Source organism: Bradyrhizobium sp. P5_C11_2, from assembly GCF_054049755.1.
Window position 1 is genome coordinate 1 of sequence record NZ_JBFULT010000080.1, and the last position, 18,239, is coordinate 18,239.

The following is an 18,239-nucleotide window of genomic DNA, read 5'->3' on the forward strand; positions in this document are numbered from 1 at the left end:
GTGCTCGATCGATGTCGGCGGCTCGTTCGGCCGCGATCTCTCGGAGCAGGGCGAAAAAGCCATGATCGCCTTCGCCAGGGAATGGATCACAAAGCTGTTCGGCAGCGAGGCGGCGGCGACCGTGCAGAAGACCAGCGCCACGCGCTGGAACGCCTCGCCGTTCGTGATGGGCGCGATGTCGGCGGCCTCGCCCGGCGGCCAGCTCTCGCGAAGAATTCTGGCCGAGCCGATCGGCTGCATGTTCCTCGCGGGCGAGGCAGCGCACGACACGCTTTGGGGCACCGTCGACGGCGCCTGGGAAAGCGGCGAGCGCGCCGCGGAGGCCGCGCTCCGCAAGATCGGCGCACTCAGGGACGAGCCGGCCGATGTGCCGACGCAATCGACGAAGAAGCGCCGGACGCCGCGGCTGTAGGGCAATTGAGCGGCGACAAACTCACTTGTCGTCCCGGCGAAGGCCGGGACCCATAACCACAGGGAGTGGTTTGGCGAAGACTCGTGGTGATCAGCTCGCGCTACAAAAGCTGACCGGGGTAATGGGTCCTGGCTTTCGCCAGGACGACTCGGAGGGAGTTATCGCAAAATCCCATCCAGCAGCGGCAGCCCGGCGATCACCGCAATCGCAATCAGCACATAGCAGATGCCGCGGAACACCGTCTCGCTGGCGCGGCCGAACAGCGAGGCACCGAACGCGACGCCGATGGCGTAGACCGGGCCGACGATCAGCGACAGCACCAGCGATTCGCGTGAGATCAGGCCTGTCGTCGCGTAGCKGACCATCGAGAAGAAATCCGACGCGCCGAAGAACAGCAGGATGTTGGCGCGCGCCACGATCGGGGCGATCGGGCGGCCGAGCCAGTAGCCGACGATCGGCGGGCCGCCGGTTTGCGCCAGCCCGCTACAGAAGCCCGAGAGGCCGCCGATCCCGACCGAGAGCCAGGCGTGGTCCTTGCCGCGATAGCGCCAGCCCGACAGCAGCAAGAGCARCAGCGCGGCGACGAAGCAGGAGATGATCCAGCGCGTGGTGACCGGTTCGAGCACGCTGAGGAAATAGGTGCCGACGGGCACGCCGACCAGCGCGCCCAGCACGATCACGGCAGTGGCATTGCGGTCCGCCTTCCGCCATGCATCCGGCAAGAGCGGCGCGGCCGCAACGAAATCGATGACGAGCAGCAGCGCTGCGACCAGCCGCGGCGCCGCGATACTGCTCGCCAGCGGCATGAAGATCAGCGCCGAGCCGAAGCCCGAGAAGCCGCGCGCGGCGCCCGAGATGAAAGCGACGGCGCAGAGCGCCATCGCAATGGTGAGGCTGACGTCCTTCGGGAGAAAGTCAGTAGGCGTCATGCTCTATTGTTTCTGGAGCATGACGTGATCCGGAAACCGCTGCACGCTTTTCGGCATCATGCCCTCAGCGTGCCGCCGGTCTTCTTCGTCACCTCGGCCACGATTTTCGCGGCCACGGCCTCGATCTCCTGGTCGGTTAGCGTCTTCTCGCGCGGCTGGATCGTCACCGCGATCGCGACAGACTTCTTGTCGTCATCGATGCCCTTGCCCTCATAGACGTCGAACACGTTCACGCCGGTGATCAGCTTCTTGTCGACGCCTTGCGCGGCGCGCACGATGTCGCCGGCCTTGACGGTACGGTCGACGATGAAGGCGAAGTCGCGCGACACCGGCTGGAACGCCGACAACTCGATCGCGGGCTTGGCGCGCGTCGGCTTCTTCTTCGCCTCGGGGATGCGGTCGAGGATCACCTCGAACACCATCAGCGGGCCGTCGGCGCCGAGCGCCTCGAGCGCGCGCGGATGCATCTCGCCGAACGTGCCGAGCACGTTCTGCGGGCCGATCTGGATGGTGCCGGAGCGGCCCGGATGCAGCCAGGCCGGTCCGCCGGCCACGATTTGCAGCGCCTGCATCGGCGCGCCGGCGGCAGCCAGCACCGCGAGCGCATCGGCCTTGGCATCGAACACATCGGCGGCCGCCGAGCCCGACCAGTGCCGTCCGAGACCTTCCGAGGCGGCAAAGCCGCGGCGGATGCCGCTCGCTGCCATGAACTGATCCTGCGGGCGATCGCCCTTGAACACCTGGCCGACCTCGAACAGCGCGACATCGCCAAGGCCGCGATCGGCATTGGCCTGCGCGGCCGCGATCAGGCCGGCCAACAGGGTCGGGCGCATGTCGGACAGGTCCGACGCGATCGGATTGGCCACTTCGAGCTCGCGCTGGCCGCCGCCGAACAGTTCGGCCGCAGGCTTCGCGATGAACGACCACGTCACCGCCTCGATCATGCCGCGGCTCGCGAGCGCGCGCCTGGCGCGGCGGGTGCGGAGCTGGATCGGCGTCAGCACGGATTTGCGCGCGTCCTCGCCGCGTTCGAACGGCGTCATCGGTACCTTGTCGATACCGAAGATGCGCACGATCTCCTCGACGATGTCGGCCTTGCCGTGCACGTCCGAGCGCCAGGACGGCACCGCGACCTTCACCACCGGGCCCGGGCCCGCCATCATGAAGCCGAGATGGGTCAGGATGCGCTTCATCTCCGGCTGCGGCACCTCGATGCCGGACAGCCGCTTGACCTCGGTGACCGGGAAATCGATCACGCGGTCGTCGCCAAAGGCCTTTCCGACCACGATAGTCTCCGACGGCGCGCCGCCGCACAACTCCATCACCAGCCTGGTCGCGAGCTCCAGCCCCGGCACCATGAAGGCCGGGTCGACGCCGCGCTCGAAGCGGTAGCGCGCATCCGAGTTGATGCCGAGCTTGCGCCCGGTCTGGGCGATGTTGATCTCGTTCCACAGCGCCGATTCGATCAGCACGTCGGTGGTATTCTCGTCGCAGCCCGAGGCTTCGCCGCCCATGATGCCGGCGAGCGATTCGACGCCGTGCTCATCCGCGATCACGCAGATGTTGGGATCGAGGTTGTAGGTGCGGCCGTCGAGCGCGAGCAGGCTCTCGCCGTCGCGGGCGCGGCGCACGACGAGGTTGCCCCTCACCTTCCTGGCGTCGAACACATGCAGCGGCCGGGCGCGATCGAACGTCATGAAATTGGTGATGTCGACCAGCGCATTGATCGGACGCAAGCCAATCGCGGTCAGCCGCTTTTGCAGCCATTCCGGCGACGGGCCGTTCTTGACGCCGCGCACCAGGCGCAGCGCGAAGCCCGGGCACAGCGTGGCGTCCTCGACCGTCACCTTCACCGGGCAGGGGAATTCACCCTTCACGGCCTTGATGGTCGGATCCTTGAACTTGCCCATGTCGGCGGCGGCGAGATCGCGCGCGATGCCGTGCACGCCGGTGCAGTCCTGCCGGTTCGGCGTCAGATTGATCTCGATCACGGGATCGCCGAGCGCGGCCCATTCGGCGTAAGGAGCCCCGATCGGCGCGTCCGCCGGCAATTCCATGATGCCATCATGGTCGTTGGAGATCTGAAGCTCAGCCGCCGAGCACAGCATGCCGCGGCTCTCGACGCCGCGGATGGTGCCGACACCGAGCGTGATGTCCTTGCCGGGAATGTAGGTCCCGGGCGGCGAGAACACGCTGACCAGGCCAGCGCGCGCGTTCGGCGCGCCGCACACGACCTGCACCGGCGCGCCACCGTCGCCGGTGTCGACCATGCAGACGCGCAGCCGCTCCGCGTTCGGATGCTGCTCGGCCGAGATCACCTTCGCGATGGTGAACGGCTTCAGGGCCTTCGCCTTGTCCTCGATGTTCTCGACCTCGAGCCCGATCATGGTGAGCTTGTCGGCGAGCTTGTCCAGCGGCTCGTCGGTGTCGAGATGATCTTTCAGCCAGGAGAGCGTGAATTTCATTTTGCGTTCCTAGAAAACCTCGACCAGGCGGAAGCGTTCGCACATCAGCATCATGTCTTCGCGAAACTTGCCTTGCCGACTGAAATAGTTGCGATGCGCGTTGCGCCAGTAGTCGAGACTGCGATCACCTTCGCCTTCGTCGAAGGCAAAGGCCGCATCGACCTCGCCGAAGCGGCGATAGCTCACCTCGGTCGATTCGATGATGCAGCGTGGCTCTCCGCGTCCGTCCAGCACGATCCAGCGTTCGCCCGGCGTCGAGGTGTTGGGCTCGTCCTCGGTGCTGCATGTCGCGGTCTTGACGCCCCGGATCACGAGATCGAGCAACTCGTCGGCGAGCGCCGGGCCGTCGCCGAAGGCGAACGACCGCAGGCCGCGATATTGCTCTGGGACGGCGCTCAGGTTCACGTGCTCAATCCCCCCGCGAGCGTCGGGACTTCCAGCGGCTTGAAGCCGTAGTGGGACAGCCAGCGGACGTCGCTGTCGAACAGCTGGCGCAGATCGCTCATGCCGTATTTCAGCATGGCGATGCGGTCGATGCCCATGCCCCAGGCAAAACCCTGGTACTCGTCCGGATCGATGCCGCAGGCGCGCAGCACGTTCGGGTGCACCATGCCGCAGCCCAAAATCTCGAGCCAGTCCTCGCCTTCGCCGAAGCGGATCTCGCCCTTGTCGCGGCGGCACTGGATGTCGACTTCCAGCGACGGCTCGGTGAACGGGAAGAACGAGGGCCGGAAGCGCATGTTGATGTGGTCGACCTCGAAGAACGCCTTGCAGAACTCGTGCAGGATCCATTTGAGGTGGCCGAGATGCGAGTGCTTGTCGATCACGAGGCCTTCGACCTGGTGGAATTGCGGGGTGTGGGTCGCGTCCGAATCGATGCGATAGGTGCGGCCCGGGCAGATCACGCGGATCGGCGGCTTCTGGCTCAGCATGGTGCGCACCTGCACCGGCGAGGTGTGGGTTCTGAGCAGCATGCGCGAGCCGTCCTCCTTCGGATGGAAGAAGAAGGTGTCGTGCATCTCGCGCGCGGGATGGCCGATCGGGAAATTCAGCTTGGTGAAATTGTAGTCGTCGGTCTCGATGTCGGGACCTTCGGCGACCGAAAATCCCATGTCGGCGAAGATCGTCGTGAGCTCGTCCCAGACCTGGCTCAGCGGATGGATGCGGCCGGCCTCTGCCGGCGCATCGCGCAGCGGCAGGGTGACGTCGATGGTCTCGGAGGCGAGCCGCGCATCGAGCGCCGCAGATTTCAGCACGTCGCGCCGTGCAGCAAGCGCCTGGGTGACCTCGTCCTTGGCCTGGTTGATCGCGGCCCCTTGCGTCTTGCGCTCGTCCGGCGACATCTTGCCCAGCGTTGCGAGCAATGCCGAGATCGAGCCCTTCTTGCCGAGGGAGGCGACACGGACGGCTTCGAGCGCGGCTTCGTCGCCGGCGGCGGTAATCTGCGCGAGGATGGATTGGACGAGACTGGCGAGGTCGGACACGGTCAGATCCTTTCAAAAGGCTGCCGGGTTGTGGCCGCAGCCGGGCCGGAACGTCAAGCCGTCTAGAGCGTGGAGACCGTCGGGGACTTGAACCGTATTGGCATGGCTGGCACCAACGGGAAATCGAAGGAGAGGACGATGCGTCTGCGATCATGCCTGGCCGGTCTGGCCCTGGCGCTTCTGGCGGGTGCGGCGCAGGCCGCGACCGAAGAATGCCCGGCCAAATCCAATTCGATGGACGACATCATCGCCGCCCTCGACGCAGCGCCGGGCTGCGACCGCGCCATGAAGCTGTTCGAAGCCTGCGCGTACGGTGCCAGCGGCGATGTGCAATTCGGCGCAGCGGTCGAGAAGAAGTGCGAGGCCGATTTTCTCAAGGCCCTGAAGCCGCCGCAGACGCTCAGCTTTCAGCGCGAGTTGCGGGTCTGCGACCGGAAATACCGGAACAAGTCCGGCACGATGTATCTCTCGGCCACAGCCTTCTGCCGGGCGGAGGTCGCCCAGCGCTACTCGCGAAGAGCGCTGAAGGCCGGCGGAGCCGGCCGTTAGCGTTGCGTTGCTCAGCCGGCGCGAGCGGCCTCTCAGGCAGCCAGCGCAGCCTTGGCCTTCTCGGCGATCGCCTGGAACGACGCGGGCTCGTTGATCGCGAGATCCGACAGCACCTTGCGGTCGACCGTGATGCCCGACTTGGCGAGGCCGTTGATAAATCGGCTGTAGGTCATGCCGAACGGACGCACGGCCGCATTGAGGCGCTGGATCCAGAGCGCGCGGAAGGTGCGCTTCTTGCGCTTGCGGTCGCGGAAGGCGTACTGCTGGGCCTTCTCGACGGCCGGCTTGGCGGCGCGGATGGTGTTCTTGCGGCGGCCGTAGAAGCCCTTGGCGGCCTTGTAGACTTTCTTGTGCTTGGCGTGGGCGGTCACACCGCGTTTGACGCGAGACATGACAAATATCCTTCAGAGATGACTTTGGTTTTCGGATTGCCGCGCGGAACGCGGCTCGGTGGCAGTGATCGTGGACGCGATCAGGCGTTCGGCAAGAAGTACTTCTTGACGTTGTCGCCGTCGGTCTTGAACAGCACGCGGGTGCCGCGGAGCTGACGGATCTGCTTCTTCGTCCGCTTGATCATGCCGTGACGCTTGCCGCGCTGGGCGTGCATCACTTTGCCGGTGGCAGTCACCTTGAAGCGCTTTTTAGCGCCCGATTTGGTCTTCAGCTTGGGCATTTTGCTCTCCTATGGCCACAACAGAATGCCGCCCGTGAAGGCGGCTGGCCGTCTAAAATGCTCGTTAGAGCGTTGATTGTGCTCAGGTTTTGCGAACCAGCGCGAAACCCGCACGGACACCGCCGCGGCAGCCCTTAAATCAGCCGGGCGATGAAGGCTGGGCTTATGACAGAGCAGGAGCCAAATGGCAACGATGAACCGCGGCAACGGGCTTGCCGACTATTCGAGATCGCCCCACATTTCCTGCCCGGAGGTGGACCCAAATGGCCGATTTCCCGTGTTTCTCCGTCCGCTTTCCGCGCCGCCTGGCGCTCTTTGCCGTGCTCGCCGCAGCCGCCATCCCCTCGACCGCCGACGCCCGTGTCGGTCGCTATGACGGCGTCTGGAACGTCACCTTCGCCACCACCCGCGGCAATTGCAGCTCGGGTTACAGTGTTCCGTTCACCGTGACGGGCAGCCGGGTGTCATCCGCCGGCGGCGGCCGGGTCTCGGGCCTGGTCAACCGCTCTGGCGCCGTCGCGGTCCATGTCTCGGTCGGCGCCTCCCACGCCAGTGGCGGCGGCCGGCTCGCCGGTGCGGTGGGCGCGGGCTCCTGGAACGGCATCATCTCCGGCGACCGCTGCCAGGGCACCTGGCAGGCGACGCGGTCGTAGCTGGCGCCAAGACGACGGTGCGCTCCCTCCCCCGCCTGCGGGGGAGGGTTGGGGAGAGGGTGTCTCCGCAAGCGAGGACCCCCCAAGAGGTGAGCGCCCTCACCCGGCGCTTCGCGCCGACCTCTCCCGCAAGCGGGAGAGGTTGCAGCGAGTTCGCCGCGAGCGATGTTCCCGCCAAACTGCACAAACCAAAACGGCCCGCCGGAGATCCGGACGGGCCGTTGAACTCTCAAACTTGAACAACCGGCGTCAGCGTGGCGCCAGCACCATGACGACCTGACGGCCCTCGAACCTGGCGTCCTGCTCGACCTTGGCGAGTTCGGCGACGTCGCTTTTGATCTTGTCCAGCAGCTTGGTGCCGATTTCCTGGTGCGCCATTTCGCGGCCGCGATAGCGCAGCGTGATCTTGACCTTGTCGCCCTCTTCGAAGAACCGCTGCATCGCGCGCATCTTCACGTCGTAATCGTGATCGTCGATCATCGGGCGGAGCTTGATCTCCTTGATCTCGACGGTCTTCTGCCGCTTGCGGGCCTCGGCGGCTTTCTTCTGGGCGGAATACTTGTACTTCCCGTAGTCCATGATCTTGCAGACGGGAGGGCTGACATTCGGCGAAATCTCGACCAGATCCATGCCAGCTTCCTGGGCCATGCGGATGGCCACGACGGTCTCGACCGTGCCCTTGTTATCGCCGGTCTGATCGATCAGCTGGATCTGCGCATTGCGGATATCATCATTGATGCGCGGCCCGTCTTTGCTGGCAGGGGCCGGGGCTCTATTAGGACGGCGAATGGGTGGTTCTCCAAAGTTGTGAAAGGAAGCGGCTAGTTTGAAGGAAGAAGCGTTGGCCGGCAAGCAAGTCGCGTGTACCGCGATCGAAAACCCTCAAATGCGAGGCATTTTGGTCACGCCCATCGGCACGCCGCTCGACATAGACACCTTGCTCCGGTTCCGCAAGCGCCCCAAAAGGACAGGGTTGATAGCCGATTATGCCGCCGAAGCGGCCAAAATAGCTCAAACCAAGACACCTCAAACCGCACAGCCCGAGTAAACGTTCCATGACCAATGCGATTTCCGAAGCCGTGCTCGACTTCATCGAAATGGGCGAGGGCCCCTCGGCACGCAAGATCGCGGTGCGCAGCCGCGCCGGAACCGGCCCCGGCCTGTTCTGGCTCGGCGGCTTCAAGTCGGACATGCAGGGCAGCAAGGCGGTGGCGCTCGACGGCTGGGCCAGCGGGCACGGCCGCGCCGCGGTGCGGTTCGACTATTCCGGCCACGGCGAATCCGGCGGCGATTTCGCCGACGGAACCATCGGGCGCTGGCTCGAGGAGAGCGTGACGGTGTTCGAGCGCCTCTGCGACGGCCCGCAGGTCGTGATCGGCTCCTCCATGGGCGGCTGGATGGCGCTGCTGCTCGCACGCGAAATCCGCAAGCGGCAGGGAGAACAGCAAGCGAAGGCGTCGCTGGCGGGCCTGGTGCTGATCGCGCCGGCGCCCGACTTCACCGAAGAGCTGATGTGGAAGAAATTTTCGCCCGCGGTGAAGCAGGAGATCGAGACCAAGGGCTTCTGGCTGAGACCGTCCGAATACGGCGACGGCTCGCCCTATCCGATCACGCGGAACCTGATCGAGGAGGGCCGCAACCACCTCGTGCTCGGCAGCGCCATCGATCTCGGCTGCCCCGTCCGCATCCTGCAAGGCGCGCAGGATCCGGACGTGCCGTGGCAGCACGCCTTCGCGCTGACGCACCGCCTGCCGGCCGACGACGTCGTGCTGACCATGATCCAGGACGGCGACCATCGCCTGTCGCGCCCGCAGGACATCGCCCGCATGCTTGCCGCGGTGGCGGAGTTCGGGTGAAGTGTCTCTAAACAGTCGGTGTCATCGTCCGCGAAGGCGGACGATCCAGTATTCCACCAGCGGTCGTGATTGAGCCGATGGGCCGCGGCGTACTGGATGCCTCGCCGGAGCCTGTCATCGGGCTCGCCGAAGGCGAGACCCGGTGGCGGGGCATGACGGAGAACGGGGAAGGAGCCACGCCAATGACCGCCACCGCCATGCTGCGCGCCTTCTGCGATGCCGTCGAGCAGCGCAACGGCCGTGCCTTCGCGGATCTCTTCACCGAAGACGGCGTCTATCACGACGTGTTCTACGGCGTCTTCGCAGGGCGTGTGAAAATCGCCGCGATGATCGACGACTGGTTCTATCGCACCGCGAGCGATTTCCGCTGGGACATGCATGATCCCGTGTCCGACGGCACCACGCTCTATGCGCGCTATACGTTCAGCTACCGCTCGACGCTGTCGGACGCGAACGGCGCGCGGGCGATGTTCGAGGGCGTGGCGATCATGACGCTCCGCGACGCCAGGATCGCGAGCTATCGCGAGGTCGCCAACACTGCACCCGCCTTCGTCGACCTGAAGTTCGCGCCGGAACGGATTGCGAAGATCGTCGGAAAGCAGGGCGCCGAACTGAAAGCGCGGCCGGAGATGAAGCGGCATCTGGGGTAGGCGCACGGCTCTCTCCTCTCGTCATTCCGGGGCGCGCCTCTTGGCGCGAGCCCGGAATCCATACTCCCGATCGTGGCTATGGATTCCGGGCTCGCGACTTCGTCGCGCCCCGGAATGACGACGAGGGCGTCCCTACCGCTTCGACGGATTCGCCATCGGCTTGCGCTGCGCCAGCGCGGCCACCGTCGCGGTGCCGATCGCGCCCTGCTCGTCGTAGAGCCAGCATTCGCCGATCGCGACACCGTCGGTGGYGTGATGGTTCACCACCTCGAAGCCGATCCAGTTCGTCACCGGCAGCCGGTGCAGATAGATCGTCACGTCGCTGTTGATGTAGCCGAGCCCCTTGTCGCCGGCATTGGCAAAGGGGCTTGCGAAATCGGCGCCGGTGGCGACATGCACGAACGGTGTCATCGGCACGCCCGCGACGAGCTCGCGCACCTCGCTCATCCAGAGCCGGCGCGGGCCGAGCGAACCCATATGGCCGACGATCGGCCGCGTCGTCCATTTGCCGTGCATGCCGAGCCGCGGATCGGTCGGCGGCGGAATATCAGCCGGCTTCGGCACGTCCCAGTTCGGCGGCGACCAGACATTGCCGTCGGAATTCTGCGTCCGGCGCAACAGCTGGCAGGAGGCGCGCGCCATGCTGACGCCGCCGGAAACAAACTCCGCCTCGACCACGCGGATGCGCAGACCGTCGCGCACCAGCCGCGTCGTCACCTCGATCGGCTTGTCGATGGTCGGCAGCCGGAACATGTCGACGGTGAGGCGCGCCGGCACGAATTCAGGACCGGAATGACGCTCCTCGATGGCGCAGCCGACGAGGCCGACGATGACGCGTCCGTGCAGCGATTTCGGATCCCAGGGACCGTTGGCGGCTTCCGTCGGATGGAATGTATCGCCGTCGCGGGTGAAGAAAGGCGTGTTTGTCATGATGCGCGACTTTGCGGGAACGCGCGGGGAAATCAAGTGTGGGTGTATGCGCGTAAGCCGACCGCAACAACAGGTGTCATCGCCCGCGCAGGCGGGCGATCCAGTATTCCAAAGACGGCGGTGATTGAATCGAAAGGCCGCGGCGTACTGGATGCCCCGCCTTCGCGGGGCATGACAGTGAGGGTCAGGAGGCGAGGTCCCATTCCTCACGCACGGCATCATCCAATTCGCGCTTGAGCATATCCAGCTTCATCGCCGCAAATTCCTCACTCCGCACCAGCTGCCCCAGCGCCCACACCGCCGCCCCGCGAACCAGCGGGCTCGCATCATCCAGCAATCGCCGCGCCGCCTCGGCCAGCGCCGCATCGCCGGAGTTGCCGATCGCGATCAGCACATTGCGCAAGAAGCGGTCGCGGCCGATGCGCTTGACCGGCGACTTCGTGAACAGGGCGCGAAACGCGGCGTCATCGAGCCGTGCGAGCTCGGCAAGACCAGGCGCACGCAACGCGTCACGCGCCGCGAGTTTTGCCTCGCGGCCCTCTTGCGCGAACTTGTTCCAGGGGCAGGCGGCGAGGCAGTCGTCGCAGCCATAGATGCGGTTGCCGATGGCTTTGCGAAACTCTTGCGGGATCGGTCCCTTGTTCTCGATGGTGAGGTACGAGATGCAGCGCCGCGCATCGAGCTTGTAGGGCGCGGGAAATGCCGCGGTCGGGCAGATGTCGAGACACGCCCGGCACGAGCCGCAATGATCGATCTCGGCGTCGTCGCGCGGCAATTCGAGCGTGGTGTAGATCGCGCCGAGAAACAGCCACGAGCCGAACTCGCGCGAGACGAGGTTGGTGTGCTTGCCTTGCCAGCCGAGATGCGCGGCCTGCGCCAAGGGCTTCTCCATCACCGCCGCGGTGTCGACGAACACCTTCACTTCCGACGGTGCGGTCGCAACCAGCCAGCGCGCCAAGGCCTTCAGCCGCTTCTTGATCAGGTCGTGATAGTCGTCGCCCTGCGCATAGACCGAGATCGCCGCGCGCGTGCGCTGTTGCAGGATCGCCAGCGGATCCTGGTCGGGGCCGTAATTGACGCCGAGCATGATCACGGAGCGCACGTCCCGCCACAGCCCGCGCGGATCGACGCGGCGCTCCGGCTGCGCGGCGAGCCAGTCCATGTCGCCATGGCCGCCGGAGGCGATGAATTCGAGAAAATGCCTTCCGGCGTCTTCGATGGCGCCGGGCTCGGTGATACCGATGCAGTCGAAGCCGAGCGTCTGCGCCTCGCGCGCGAGCGCCGCCTTCAATTCAGCCGGATCGGGGTTCAGAAATCCAGGTCCACATAGGTCCGCGACGCCGGCACGCCGGCCAGCCATTCGCTCAGCAGCGGACGGAACGACGGGCGGGATTTCACCCGCGCGTACCACGCCTTTGCTGCGTCGTCCTCGCTCCATGGCACGTCGCCCAGATAGTCGATCGCCGAAAGATGCGCCGCGGCGGCGAGATCCGCGTAGGAGAGCCGGTCGCCGGCGAGGAAGTTACGGGTCTGCGCCAGCCAGCCGATATAGGCCAGATGATAGCGCACATTGGCTTTTGCCGCGCGCATCACGTCGGCCGAGGGCGCGCCGCCGCCGTCCTCCTCGTTCATGAAGCGCTTGTAGATGCGTTCGGTGACGAGAGGGTGTGAAACTTCCTCGAAGAACTTTTCGTTGAACCAGGCCATCAGCCGGCGCACCTCGACGCGCTCGGTGACCGTCTCCGGCATCAGCCGCTTGGGCCCCATCTCGGCGCCATAGGCCTCGTCGAGATACTCCGCGATGATGGCGGCGCCCGGTATCGGCGGCTGTTCCTCGTCCACCAGGACCGGCGTGGTGCCCGCGGCATTGAGCAAGAGAAATGCCTCGCGCCGCTCCCAGCTGCGCTCCTCGACGAGGCGCAGCTCGAGCCCGTATTCGCCCGCGATCAGGCGGATGAAACGCGAATGCGGACAGAACGGATGATGAAACAGCGTAAACATGCAGCCTTTGATTATTGGGTGGTGCTTAAGAATCCATCAATGTTTGTTCGGCGCCACACTAGTCCTTCAAAACCGCGAGGCAAGGCCGTGATGGCGCATTTTGCGATTGCAGCAAAGAGGCGAATGGGCGAGAAGAGCCCCGCTTTTCCAGCCGAAATGGACCGTAAATATGTCAGATGAAATACGGGCAGTGATCCTCGGGATCATCGAGGGTGTGACCGAGTTCCTTCCCGTTTCCTCGACCGGCCACCTGCTGCTCGCGGAACGCTTTTTTGGCCTCGGCGAGGGTGCCTTCTGGGATTCGTTTACGGTTCTGATCCAGCTCGGCGCGATCCTTGCGATCGTCGTGCTGTACTTCAAGAAATTGTGGGATGTCGCGATCGGCATGTTCGCCGGCGACGCCTATGCGCGCCGCTTCGTGATCGGCGTGCTGGTGGCGTTCCTGCCCGCGGTCATCGTCGGCCTGGTCGCCGGCAAATACATCAAGAGCATGCTGTTCAATCCGTGGGTGGTGTGCTTCTCGCTGATCGTCGGCGGCGCCATCCTGTTGTGGGTCGATCGGCTCGATCTCAAGGCGCGCGAGCATGACGCCACCCGGTTTCCGCTGCTGATGTATCTCTATATCGGCATCGCGCAGTGCATAGCGATGATCCCGGGCGTGTCGCGCTCCGGCGCCAGCATCGTCGCCGCGATGTTCCTGGGGGCCGACAAGCGCGCGGCGGCGGAGTTCTCGTTCTTCCTCGCCATCCCCACCATGATCGGCGCGTTCGCCTACGACTTCTACAAGAACCGCTCCGAGATGACGATGGACCACATGGGCGTCGTCGCGATCGGCTTCGTGGTGTCGTTCATCACCGCGATCATCGTGKTGAAGACCTTCCTGGAATACGTCACCCGCCACGGCTTCGTGGTGTTCGCCTGGTGGCGCGTCATCGTCGGAACGCTCGGCCTGATCGCGCTGGCGCTCGGCCGTTAACTTTATGGCCCGTAGCCCGGATGGAGCGCAGCGCAATCCGGGATCGTGCCACAAGCGCTGACGGCCCCGGATTACGCTGCGCTTCATCCGGGCTACGCCGCCCGGTTAGACCGGCGTTCTCAACGCAATATAAGCTTTTGACCGGTAGGCAGTTTCCAACGCAAGGCGCGCACCTCGCACAGGAGCTGAACCATGACCCTCGTCAGCGGCTGGGGGCGTTTCCCGGTCGTCGATAGCGATGTGCTGCGTCCGCGGTCGTTCGAGGCCGTGGGCGAAGCCGTGGTGACCGGCTCGGCGGCGCGCGGCAATGGCCGCGCCTATGGCGATGCCGCGATCGGCGCCAGCCGGACCGTGGCGATGACCGGGTTCGACCGGGTCAGGTCGTTCGATCCGGCGACCGGCCGCATCCGCCTCGAAGCCGGCGTGCTGCTGTCGGACCTGATCGACACTTTTGGTCCGCGCGGCTTCCTGCCCTTCGTCGTGCCCGGCACGCGCTTCGTCTCGGTGGGCGGCGCCATTGCCGCCGACGTGCACGGCAAGAACCATCATTGCGAGGGCGGCTTCGGCCGCTATGTCGAGAGCATCCTGCTGCGCACCGGGCAGGGCGAGACCATCGAGGCCTCGCGCGAGCACCATGCCGATGCCTTCCTTGCGACCATCGGCGGCATGGGCCTGACCGGAATCATCCTGGAGGCGACGATCCGGCTGCGCACCGTCGAAACCGGCTGGATCCGCGAGCGGGTGATTTCCGCGGCCGATCTCGATGCCGCGATGCGCGCGCTCGAGGCGAGCGATTCCGCGACCTATTCGGTGGCGTGGATCGATTGCGCGGCGGCCGGCAGCAACCTCGGCCGCTCGCTGATCTATCTCGGCGAGCACGCCGGCGCGGACCAGCTTGCCGACGGCGCCGATCGGTTTCCGGCCGGCAGGGATCCCGGGCTCTCCATCCCCATCGACTTGCCGTCGATGACGCTGAACCGCTACAGCGTCCGCGCCTTCAACGAGCTCTATTACCGCATGGGTGCGCGGCGCGCCGGCGGCAGCCATGTGGTTTCGATCTTCCCCTATTTCTTCCCGCTCGACAGCATCGGTGGCTGGAATCGCATCTATGGAAAGCGCGGCTTCCTCCAGCATCAATGCGTGATCCCGGAGCCAGGCGCGCGCGACGTGCTCGGCGAGATCCTCGGCCGCGTCGCAAGGCGCGGTGACGCCTCCTTCCTCGCGGTGCTGAAGAAGCTCGGCCAGGGCGACGGCATTCTGTCGTTTCCGCTGCCCGGCTACACGCTGGCGCTGGATTTCCCGGTGAAGGGCGACATCCTGAATTTCCTCGACGAGATCGACCGCCTGGTCGTCGCCGCCGGCGGCAGGCTCTATCTCGCCAAGGATGCGCGCCAGTCACGCGCGACCTTCGAGGCGGGCTATCCCGCCCTGCAACGGTTCAACGCGATCCGAAAGTCGCTCGATCCCGCGGGCAACATCCGGTCGAAACTTTCACAACGCCTGTTTGATGAGGTGCAGCCGTGACGTCGCGCAAGACTGTGTTGGTGCTGGGTGGCTCCTCCGATATCGGACGCGCCGCGGCGCGTGCCTTTGCCAAGGCGGGATACGATGTCGCCCTCGCGGGTCGCGACGTCGCCGCGCTTGAGCCTGACGCCGCCGACCTGCGCGCGCGCTACGCTGTCACAAGCAGCACGTGGACATTCGACGTGCTCGACACCGCGTCGTTCGACGGCTTCGTCGGCGGTCTCCCCGCATTGCCCGATGTCGTCATCTCGATCGTCGGCCTGCTGGGCGTGCAGGAGAACGCCGAGAGCGATCTCGCGCACGCCACGACGATCATGCGCTCCAACTACGAAGGGCCGTCGCTGATCCTCGGCCTGTTCGCCGAAAAGTTTTTGGCGCGCGGCAGCGGCACGCTCGTCGGCGTGTCATCCGTTGCCGGCGATCGCGGCCGTGCCTCGAACTATGTCTACGGCTCGGCCAAGGCCGGCTTCTCCGCGTTCCTGTCCGGCCTGCGCGCCCGCGCCAGCAGCAAGGGCGTGCACGTCGTCACCGTGAAACCCGGCTTCGTCCGCACGAAAATGACGGAAGGCATGAAGCTGATCGGCCCGCTCACCGTCGAAGCACCCGTGGTGGGCGATGCGATCCTTCAGGCCGTCGAGAACAAGACCGACGTCGTCTATGTCAGCGGCAAATGGCGGCTCGTGATGCTGATCATCAAGACGCTGCCGGAGGCGGTGTTCAAGAAGCTGAAGTTTTGAAAGTCGTGTGACGCGCGAGTGCTCGCCGCAGCGGCGGTGCGCCCCCTCGCCCCGTTCTTACGGGGAGAGGTGAAGAAAGAGCCTCACACGCTCATGCGCTGGAACTGGCCGGCGGCGCGAAAACGCCAGAGATATTGCGGGGCGATCGCCTCCAGCGAATCGGCGGCGATGCCGAGGCCTTCCAGCGTCAGGCCTGCGGCCTTCGCCGCATCCGAGACGATGTTGTCGCGCTCGAGCATCGTGACCTGGTCCGGCGTCAGCTTGAATGCGCTCGGCGCGAATTGCAGGAAGTTGGCCTGGAAGCGGGCGAGCCCGAACGACAGCGGCACCAGCATCGGCTTGCGAGCGGTGATGGCCAGAATGGCCTCGATGATCTCGCGCATGGTCAGCACCTCCGGCCCGCCGAGCTCGTAGGTCGCGCCTGCCTTGGCCTTGCCATCGACCGCATCCGCAATCGCAGTGGCGACGTCGCCGACATAGACCGGCTGCATCTTGGTGTCCGCGCCGACCAGCGGCAGCACCGGCGACATCCTGGCGAGCGCGGCAAAGCGGTTGGTGAACTGGTCCTCGGGCCCGAACACCACCGACGGGCGGAAGATCGTGGCCGACGGCACCGCCGCCATCACCGCCGCCTCGCCGGCCGCCTTGGCCTTGGCATAGCGCGAGGGCGACTCCGCGTCGGCGCCGATCGCCGAGACATGCACCATCCGGGCGCCCACGGCGGCCGCCGCCTTGGCGACCGTCTCGGCGCCCTTGGCCTGGACGGCGTCAAAGCTCTGCGCGCCGCTCTCGGCGAGGATGCCGACCAGATTGATCACAACATCCGAATCACGCACCGCCGCCTCGACCGACGCCGGGTAGCGCAGATTCGCCTGGATGGTGTGGACCTGCCCGACCTTGCCCGAGGGCTGGAGGAATCCGGCCAGTTCCGGCCGCCGAACCGCCACCCGGACCCGGTAATCGCGCTTGCACAGCGCGCGGACGACATTCCGGCCCAAAAACCCCGATCCGCCGAAAACCGTGACGAGAGTTTCCAGATTCGATGCCATGGGGTCCAATCCTGCGGGAAGAGTAGATCTGAGGGAGGCTTGTATCGGGCCGTTTTGCGATGCGCAATCGGCAACCCCGGGCGCGGTTCAAGCATGAATTGACAACCGCGTCACCGATCCGTAGTAACCGCCTCCGTGCCCCCAACGGCATGCCCAGGTGGTGGAATTGGTAGACGCGCTGGCTTCAGGTGCCAGTGGCTTAACGGCCGTGAAGGTTCGAGTCCTTTCCTGGGCACCATCTTTCCTCAGTAAGCGATTGTAATTTCTCACTTATTTAAATTTGGCCTGTTATTGTTGGATACGTCACGGTCCGAACGTTCTTTGCCGCCGTTTAGTAGCCTCAAAAGCAAATGTTGTTCGTGCGCGCTGAGTCGCAATAGCGCAGAAGCTCCAGAGAGAATTGACGCCAACTTGACGTCTCTAATCCACCGGATGCTTAAGTGGAGCTCTGCAGCCCAAGCCGTTGTCGTGATTTGCGGCGAAGATTTATGACGCTGTGCCGCGCTCCGGTGTGCTTCAGATTCAGGCCCATTCGAAAAAGCTCTGGCACTTCGTACGGCGGCGCTTCGCCAAACAAGATTCCGTGCCGGCGGAGGAGTGTGATGTCGCCACTCTTGAGATTTAGCGACTTGATAGCGGCTTCGTCGATCGGAGCGCGAACGTCCTTCTTGCTGAATTTCTGAAAAACCGCTTTGAGATCACGAATTTCTTCAACCGTTTCCCTAACCTTTGCAATGCTGGTCGGCTTAATTGCGCTCTTTAGTGCGCGAGGAACAAGAAGCCGGTTGCTGTACTGCGTATCCTCCGCGTCTGTGGGTTTATGGCTAGCGGCATCGGCTAAAAATCGCACAAGATCACGTGCAACCAAGCGTCCCTGCAAGTCCGAGAGGGCAGCGAGCACCCACGGTGCGGTGTACGCTTCGGCCGTTCGTTTACCTGGGCGATCATCCGGCCCCAATTTCCGTCCCCATAACGGCTCAAGCTCTTTCTCGCGCTCGGCTTGGGTAAGCTGCCGAAAATTTTCATTCCAGATTGCTAGACTACCAGCTTGAGTAGCAATCCAAGCAGCAAGTTCAAGTACATCGCTATCGCTCCAAGACAGCTCAAAGTCTCTGTAGGTGATTCTGAACTGAGCGCGATTCTGGGTAACTGCCGCATCAACGCTGTCTCGGCGCGAAAACACGATGAGTCCAATAGGTCGCCCCGGCTCGCCCTTCAATCTCTGCGGAAGATCAACAAGCAATCCTCTCAGATTTTTCGGCATGTGACCCGCAAACGGATCATTGTACAGTTCCTCAATGCCTTCAATGATAGCTAGAACGTGCTCCTTTCTCTTTCGGAGCCGCTCTAT

21 protein-coding genes and 1 tRNA gene are annotated in these 18,239 nt (G+C 64.8%); 10 read left to right on the plus strand and 12 right to left on the minus strand.

Annotation, left to right across the window (positions count from 1 at the left end):
• On the plus strand, positions 1–412 hold a 412-nt coding region (locus tag ACXJL8_RS11110; RefSeq protein WP_456684988.1), incomplete at its 5' end, for an FAD-dependent oxidoreductase.
• Between the two features lie 158 nt (positions 413–570).
• Here the strand turns inward: ACXJL8_RS11110 and ACXJL8_RS11115 are convergent.
• From ACXJL8_RS11115 to pheS, 4 genes are read right to left on the minus strand one after another with little or no spacing between them, the layout of a single operon-like run.
• Positions 571–1,341 (minus strand): sulfite exporter TauE/SafE family protein, encoded by a 771-nt coding sequence (locus tag ACXJL8_RS11115; RefSeq protein ID WP_456684989.1) that lies wholly within the window; start codon positions 1,339–1,341, stop codon positions 571–573.
• Positions 1,342–1,397: 56 nt separating this feature from the next.
• Positions 1,398–3,806, minus strand: a complete 2,409-nt coding sequence (gene pheT, locus ACXJL8_RS11120) for a phenylalanine--tRNA ligase subunit beta (RefSeq protein ID WP_456623187.1) — start codon at positions 3,804–3,806, stop codon at positions 1,398–1,400.
• Between the two features lie 9 nt (positions 3,807–3,815).
• A complete protein-coding gene (locus ACXJL8_RS11125; RefSeq protein WP_456623203.1) occupies positions 3,816–4,205 on the minus strand; it encodes an ASCH domain-containing protein in 390 nt (129 codons plus the stop codon).
• A 2-nt stretch (positions 4,206–4,207) separates the two neighbouring features.
• On the minus strand, positions 4,208–5,290 hold the full coding sequence (pheS, locus tag ACXJL8_RS11130; protein WP_456623188.1) for a phenylalanine--tRNA ligase subunit alpha: 1,083 nt from the start codon (positions 5,288–5,290) through the stop codon (positions 4,208–4,210).
• 138 nt (positions 5,291–5,428) lie between these two features.
• On the opposite strand from pheS, the gene ACXJL8_RS11135 reads away from it, so the two are divergent.
• Positions 5,429–5,839 carry a hypothetical protein gene (locus ACXJL8_RS11135; RefSeq protein ID WP_456623189.1) on the plus strand — a complete coding sequence of 137 codons (411 nt, stop codon included), beginning with the start codon at positions 5,429–5,431 and terminating at the stop codon, positions 5,837–5,839.
• Positions 5,840–5,871: 32 nt separating this feature from the next.
• Here ACXJL8_RS11135 and rplT read toward each other — a convergent pair whose 3' ends face one another.
• Together rplT and rpmI are read right to left on the minus strand one after the other, a co-directional pair.
• Complete coding sequence (gene rplT, locus ACXJL8_RS11140) at positions 5,872–6,231, minus strand: 50S ribosomal protein L20 (RefSeq protein WP_456623190.1); 360 nt, start codon at positions 6,229–6,231, stop codon at positions 5,872–5,874.
• Positions 6,232–6,311: 80 nt separating this feature from the next.
• Positions 6,312–6,512 carry a 50S ribosomal protein L35 gene (gene rpmI, locus ACXJL8_RS11145; RefSeq protein ID WP_008539890.1) on the minus strand — a complete coding sequence of 67 codons (201 nt, stop codon included), beginning with the start codon at positions 6,510–6,512 and terminating at the stop codon, positions 6,312–6,314.
• 263 nt (positions 6,513–6,775) lie between these two features.
• Between rpmI and ACXJL8_RS11150 the strand changes: the two genes are divergently transcribed.
• Positions 6,776–7,165: a hypothetical protein gene (locus ACXJL8_RS11150; RefSeq protein WP_456623191.1), complete on the plus strand. Its 390-nt coding sequence runs from the start codon at positions 6,776–6,778 to the stop codon at positions 7,163–7,165.
• A gap of 249 nt (positions 7,166–7,414) precedes the next feature.
• Here the strand turns inward: ACXJL8_RS11150 and infC are convergent, their stop codons facing one another.
• A complete protein-coding gene (gene infC / locus ACXJL8_RS11155) occupies positions 7,415–7,954 on the minus strand; it encodes a translation initiation factor IF-3 (protein WP_456623204.1) in 540 nt (179 codons plus the stop codon).
• A gap of 52 nt (positions 7,955–8,006) precedes the next feature.
• On the opposite strand from infC, the gene ACXJL8_RS11160 reads away from it, so the two are divergent.
• The 3 genes from ACXJL8_RS11160 to ACXJL8_RS11170 all read left to right on the plus strand — a co-directional run bounded on the left by ACXJL8_RS11160 (position 8,007) and on the right by ACXJL8_RS11170 (position 9,671).
• Positions 8,007–8,213 carry a hypothetical protein gene (locus tag ACXJL8_RS11160; protein WP_456623192.1) on the plus strand — a complete coding sequence of 69 codons (207 nt, stop codon included), beginning with the start codon at positions 8,007–8,009 and terminating at the stop codon, positions 8,211–8,213.
• A gap of 7 nt (positions 8,214–8,220) precedes the next feature.
• Positions 8,221–9,021 (plus strand): alpha/beta hydrolase, encoded by an 801-nt coding sequence (locus ACXJL8_RS11165; protein ID WP_456623193.1) that lies wholly within the window; start codon positions 8,221–8,223, stop codon positions 9,019–9,021.
• A 182-nt stretch (positions 9,022–9,203) separates the two neighbouring features.
• A complete protein-coding gene (locus ACXJL8_RS11170) occupies positions 9,204–9,671 on the plus strand; it encodes a nuclear transport factor 2 family protein (RefSeq protein WP_456623194.1) in 468 nt (155 codons plus the stop codon).
• A 132-nt stretch (positions 9,672–9,803) separates the two neighbouring features.
• Here the strand turns inward: ACXJL8_RS11170 and ACXJL8_RS11175 are convergent, their stop codons facing one another.
• The 3 genes from ACXJL8_RS11175 to ACXJL8_RS11185 form a co-directional block, all read right to left on the minus strand.
• Entirely contained in the window at positions 9,804–10,601 is a 798-nt protein-coding gene (locus ACXJL8_RS11175; protein ID WP_456684990.1) for an acyl-CoA thioesterase domain-containing protein, read from the minus strand.
• Positions 10,602–10,785: 184 nt separating this feature from the next.
• Positions 10,786–11,961: a tRNA epoxyqueuosine(34) reductase QueG gene (queG, locus tag ACXJL8_RS11180; RefSeq protein ID WP_456623196.1), complete on the minus strand. Its 1,176-nt coding sequence runs from the start codon at positions 11,959–11,961 to the stop codon at positions 10,786–10,788.
• Positions 11,910–12,602 (minus strand): glutathione S-transferase family protein, encoded by a 693-nt coding sequence (locus ACXJL8_RS11185; RefSeq protein WP_456623197.1) that lies wholly within the window; start codon positions 12,600–12,602, stop codon positions 11,910–11,912. Before ACXJL8_RS11185 ends, queG begins: the two co-directional genes overlap by 52 nt.
• 169 nt (positions 12,603–12,771) lie before the next feature.
• Between ACXJL8_RS11185 and ACXJL8_RS11190 the strand changes: the two genes are divergently transcribed.
• The 3 genes from ACXJL8_RS11190 (at position 12,772) to ACXJL8_RS11200 (ending at position 15,839) form a co-directional block, all read left to right on the plus strand.
• The gene (locus ACXJL8_RS11190) at positions 12,772–13,578 is read left to right on the plus strand and encodes an undecaprenyl-diphosphate phosphatase (RefSeq protein ID WP_456684991.1); all 807 of its coding nucleotides are present in this window, start codon (positions 12,772–12,774) and stop codon (positions 13,576–13,578) included.
• Between the two features lie 192 nt (positions 13,579–13,770).
• Complete coding sequence (locus tag ACXJL8_RS11195; RefSeq protein WP_456623199.1) at positions 13,771–15,102, plus strand: FAD-binding protein; 1,332 nt, start codon at positions 13,771–13,773, stop codon at positions 15,100–15,102.
• Positions 15,099–15,839 carry an SDR family oxidoreductase gene (locus ACXJL8_RS11200; RefSeq protein ID WP_456623200.1) on the plus strand — a complete coding sequence of 247 codons (741 nt, stop codon included), beginning with the start codon at positions 15,099–15,101 and terminating at the stop codon, positions 15,837–15,839. The genes ACXJL8_RS11195 and ACXJL8_RS11200 overlap by 4 nt, the downstream gene beginning before the upstream one ends.
• Before the next feature lie 83 nt (positions 15,840–15,922).
• On the opposite strand, the gene ACXJL8_RS11205 is transcribed toward ACXJL8_RS11200, so the two are convergent.
• On the minus strand, positions 15,923–16,888 hold the full coding sequence (locus ACXJL8_RS11205) for a complex I NDUFA9 subunit family protein (RefSeq protein ID WP_456623201.1): 966 nt from the start codon (positions 16,886–16,888) through the stop codon (positions 15,923–15,925).
• 151 nt (positions 16,889–17,039) lie between these two features.
• Here ACXJL8_RS11205 and ACXJL8_RS11210 point away from each other — a divergent pair.
• A tRNA-Leu gene (locus ACXJL8_RS11210) sits at positions 17,040–17,126 on the plus strand.
• 198 nt (positions 17,127–17,324) lie between these two features.
• Here the strand turns inward: ACXJL8_RS11210 and ACXJL8_RS11215 are convergent.
• Positions 17,325–18,239 (minus strand): hypothetical protein (locus ACXJL8_RS11215; RefSeq protein ID WP_456684992.1); only part of this gene is annotated, 915 nt, incomplete at its 5' end.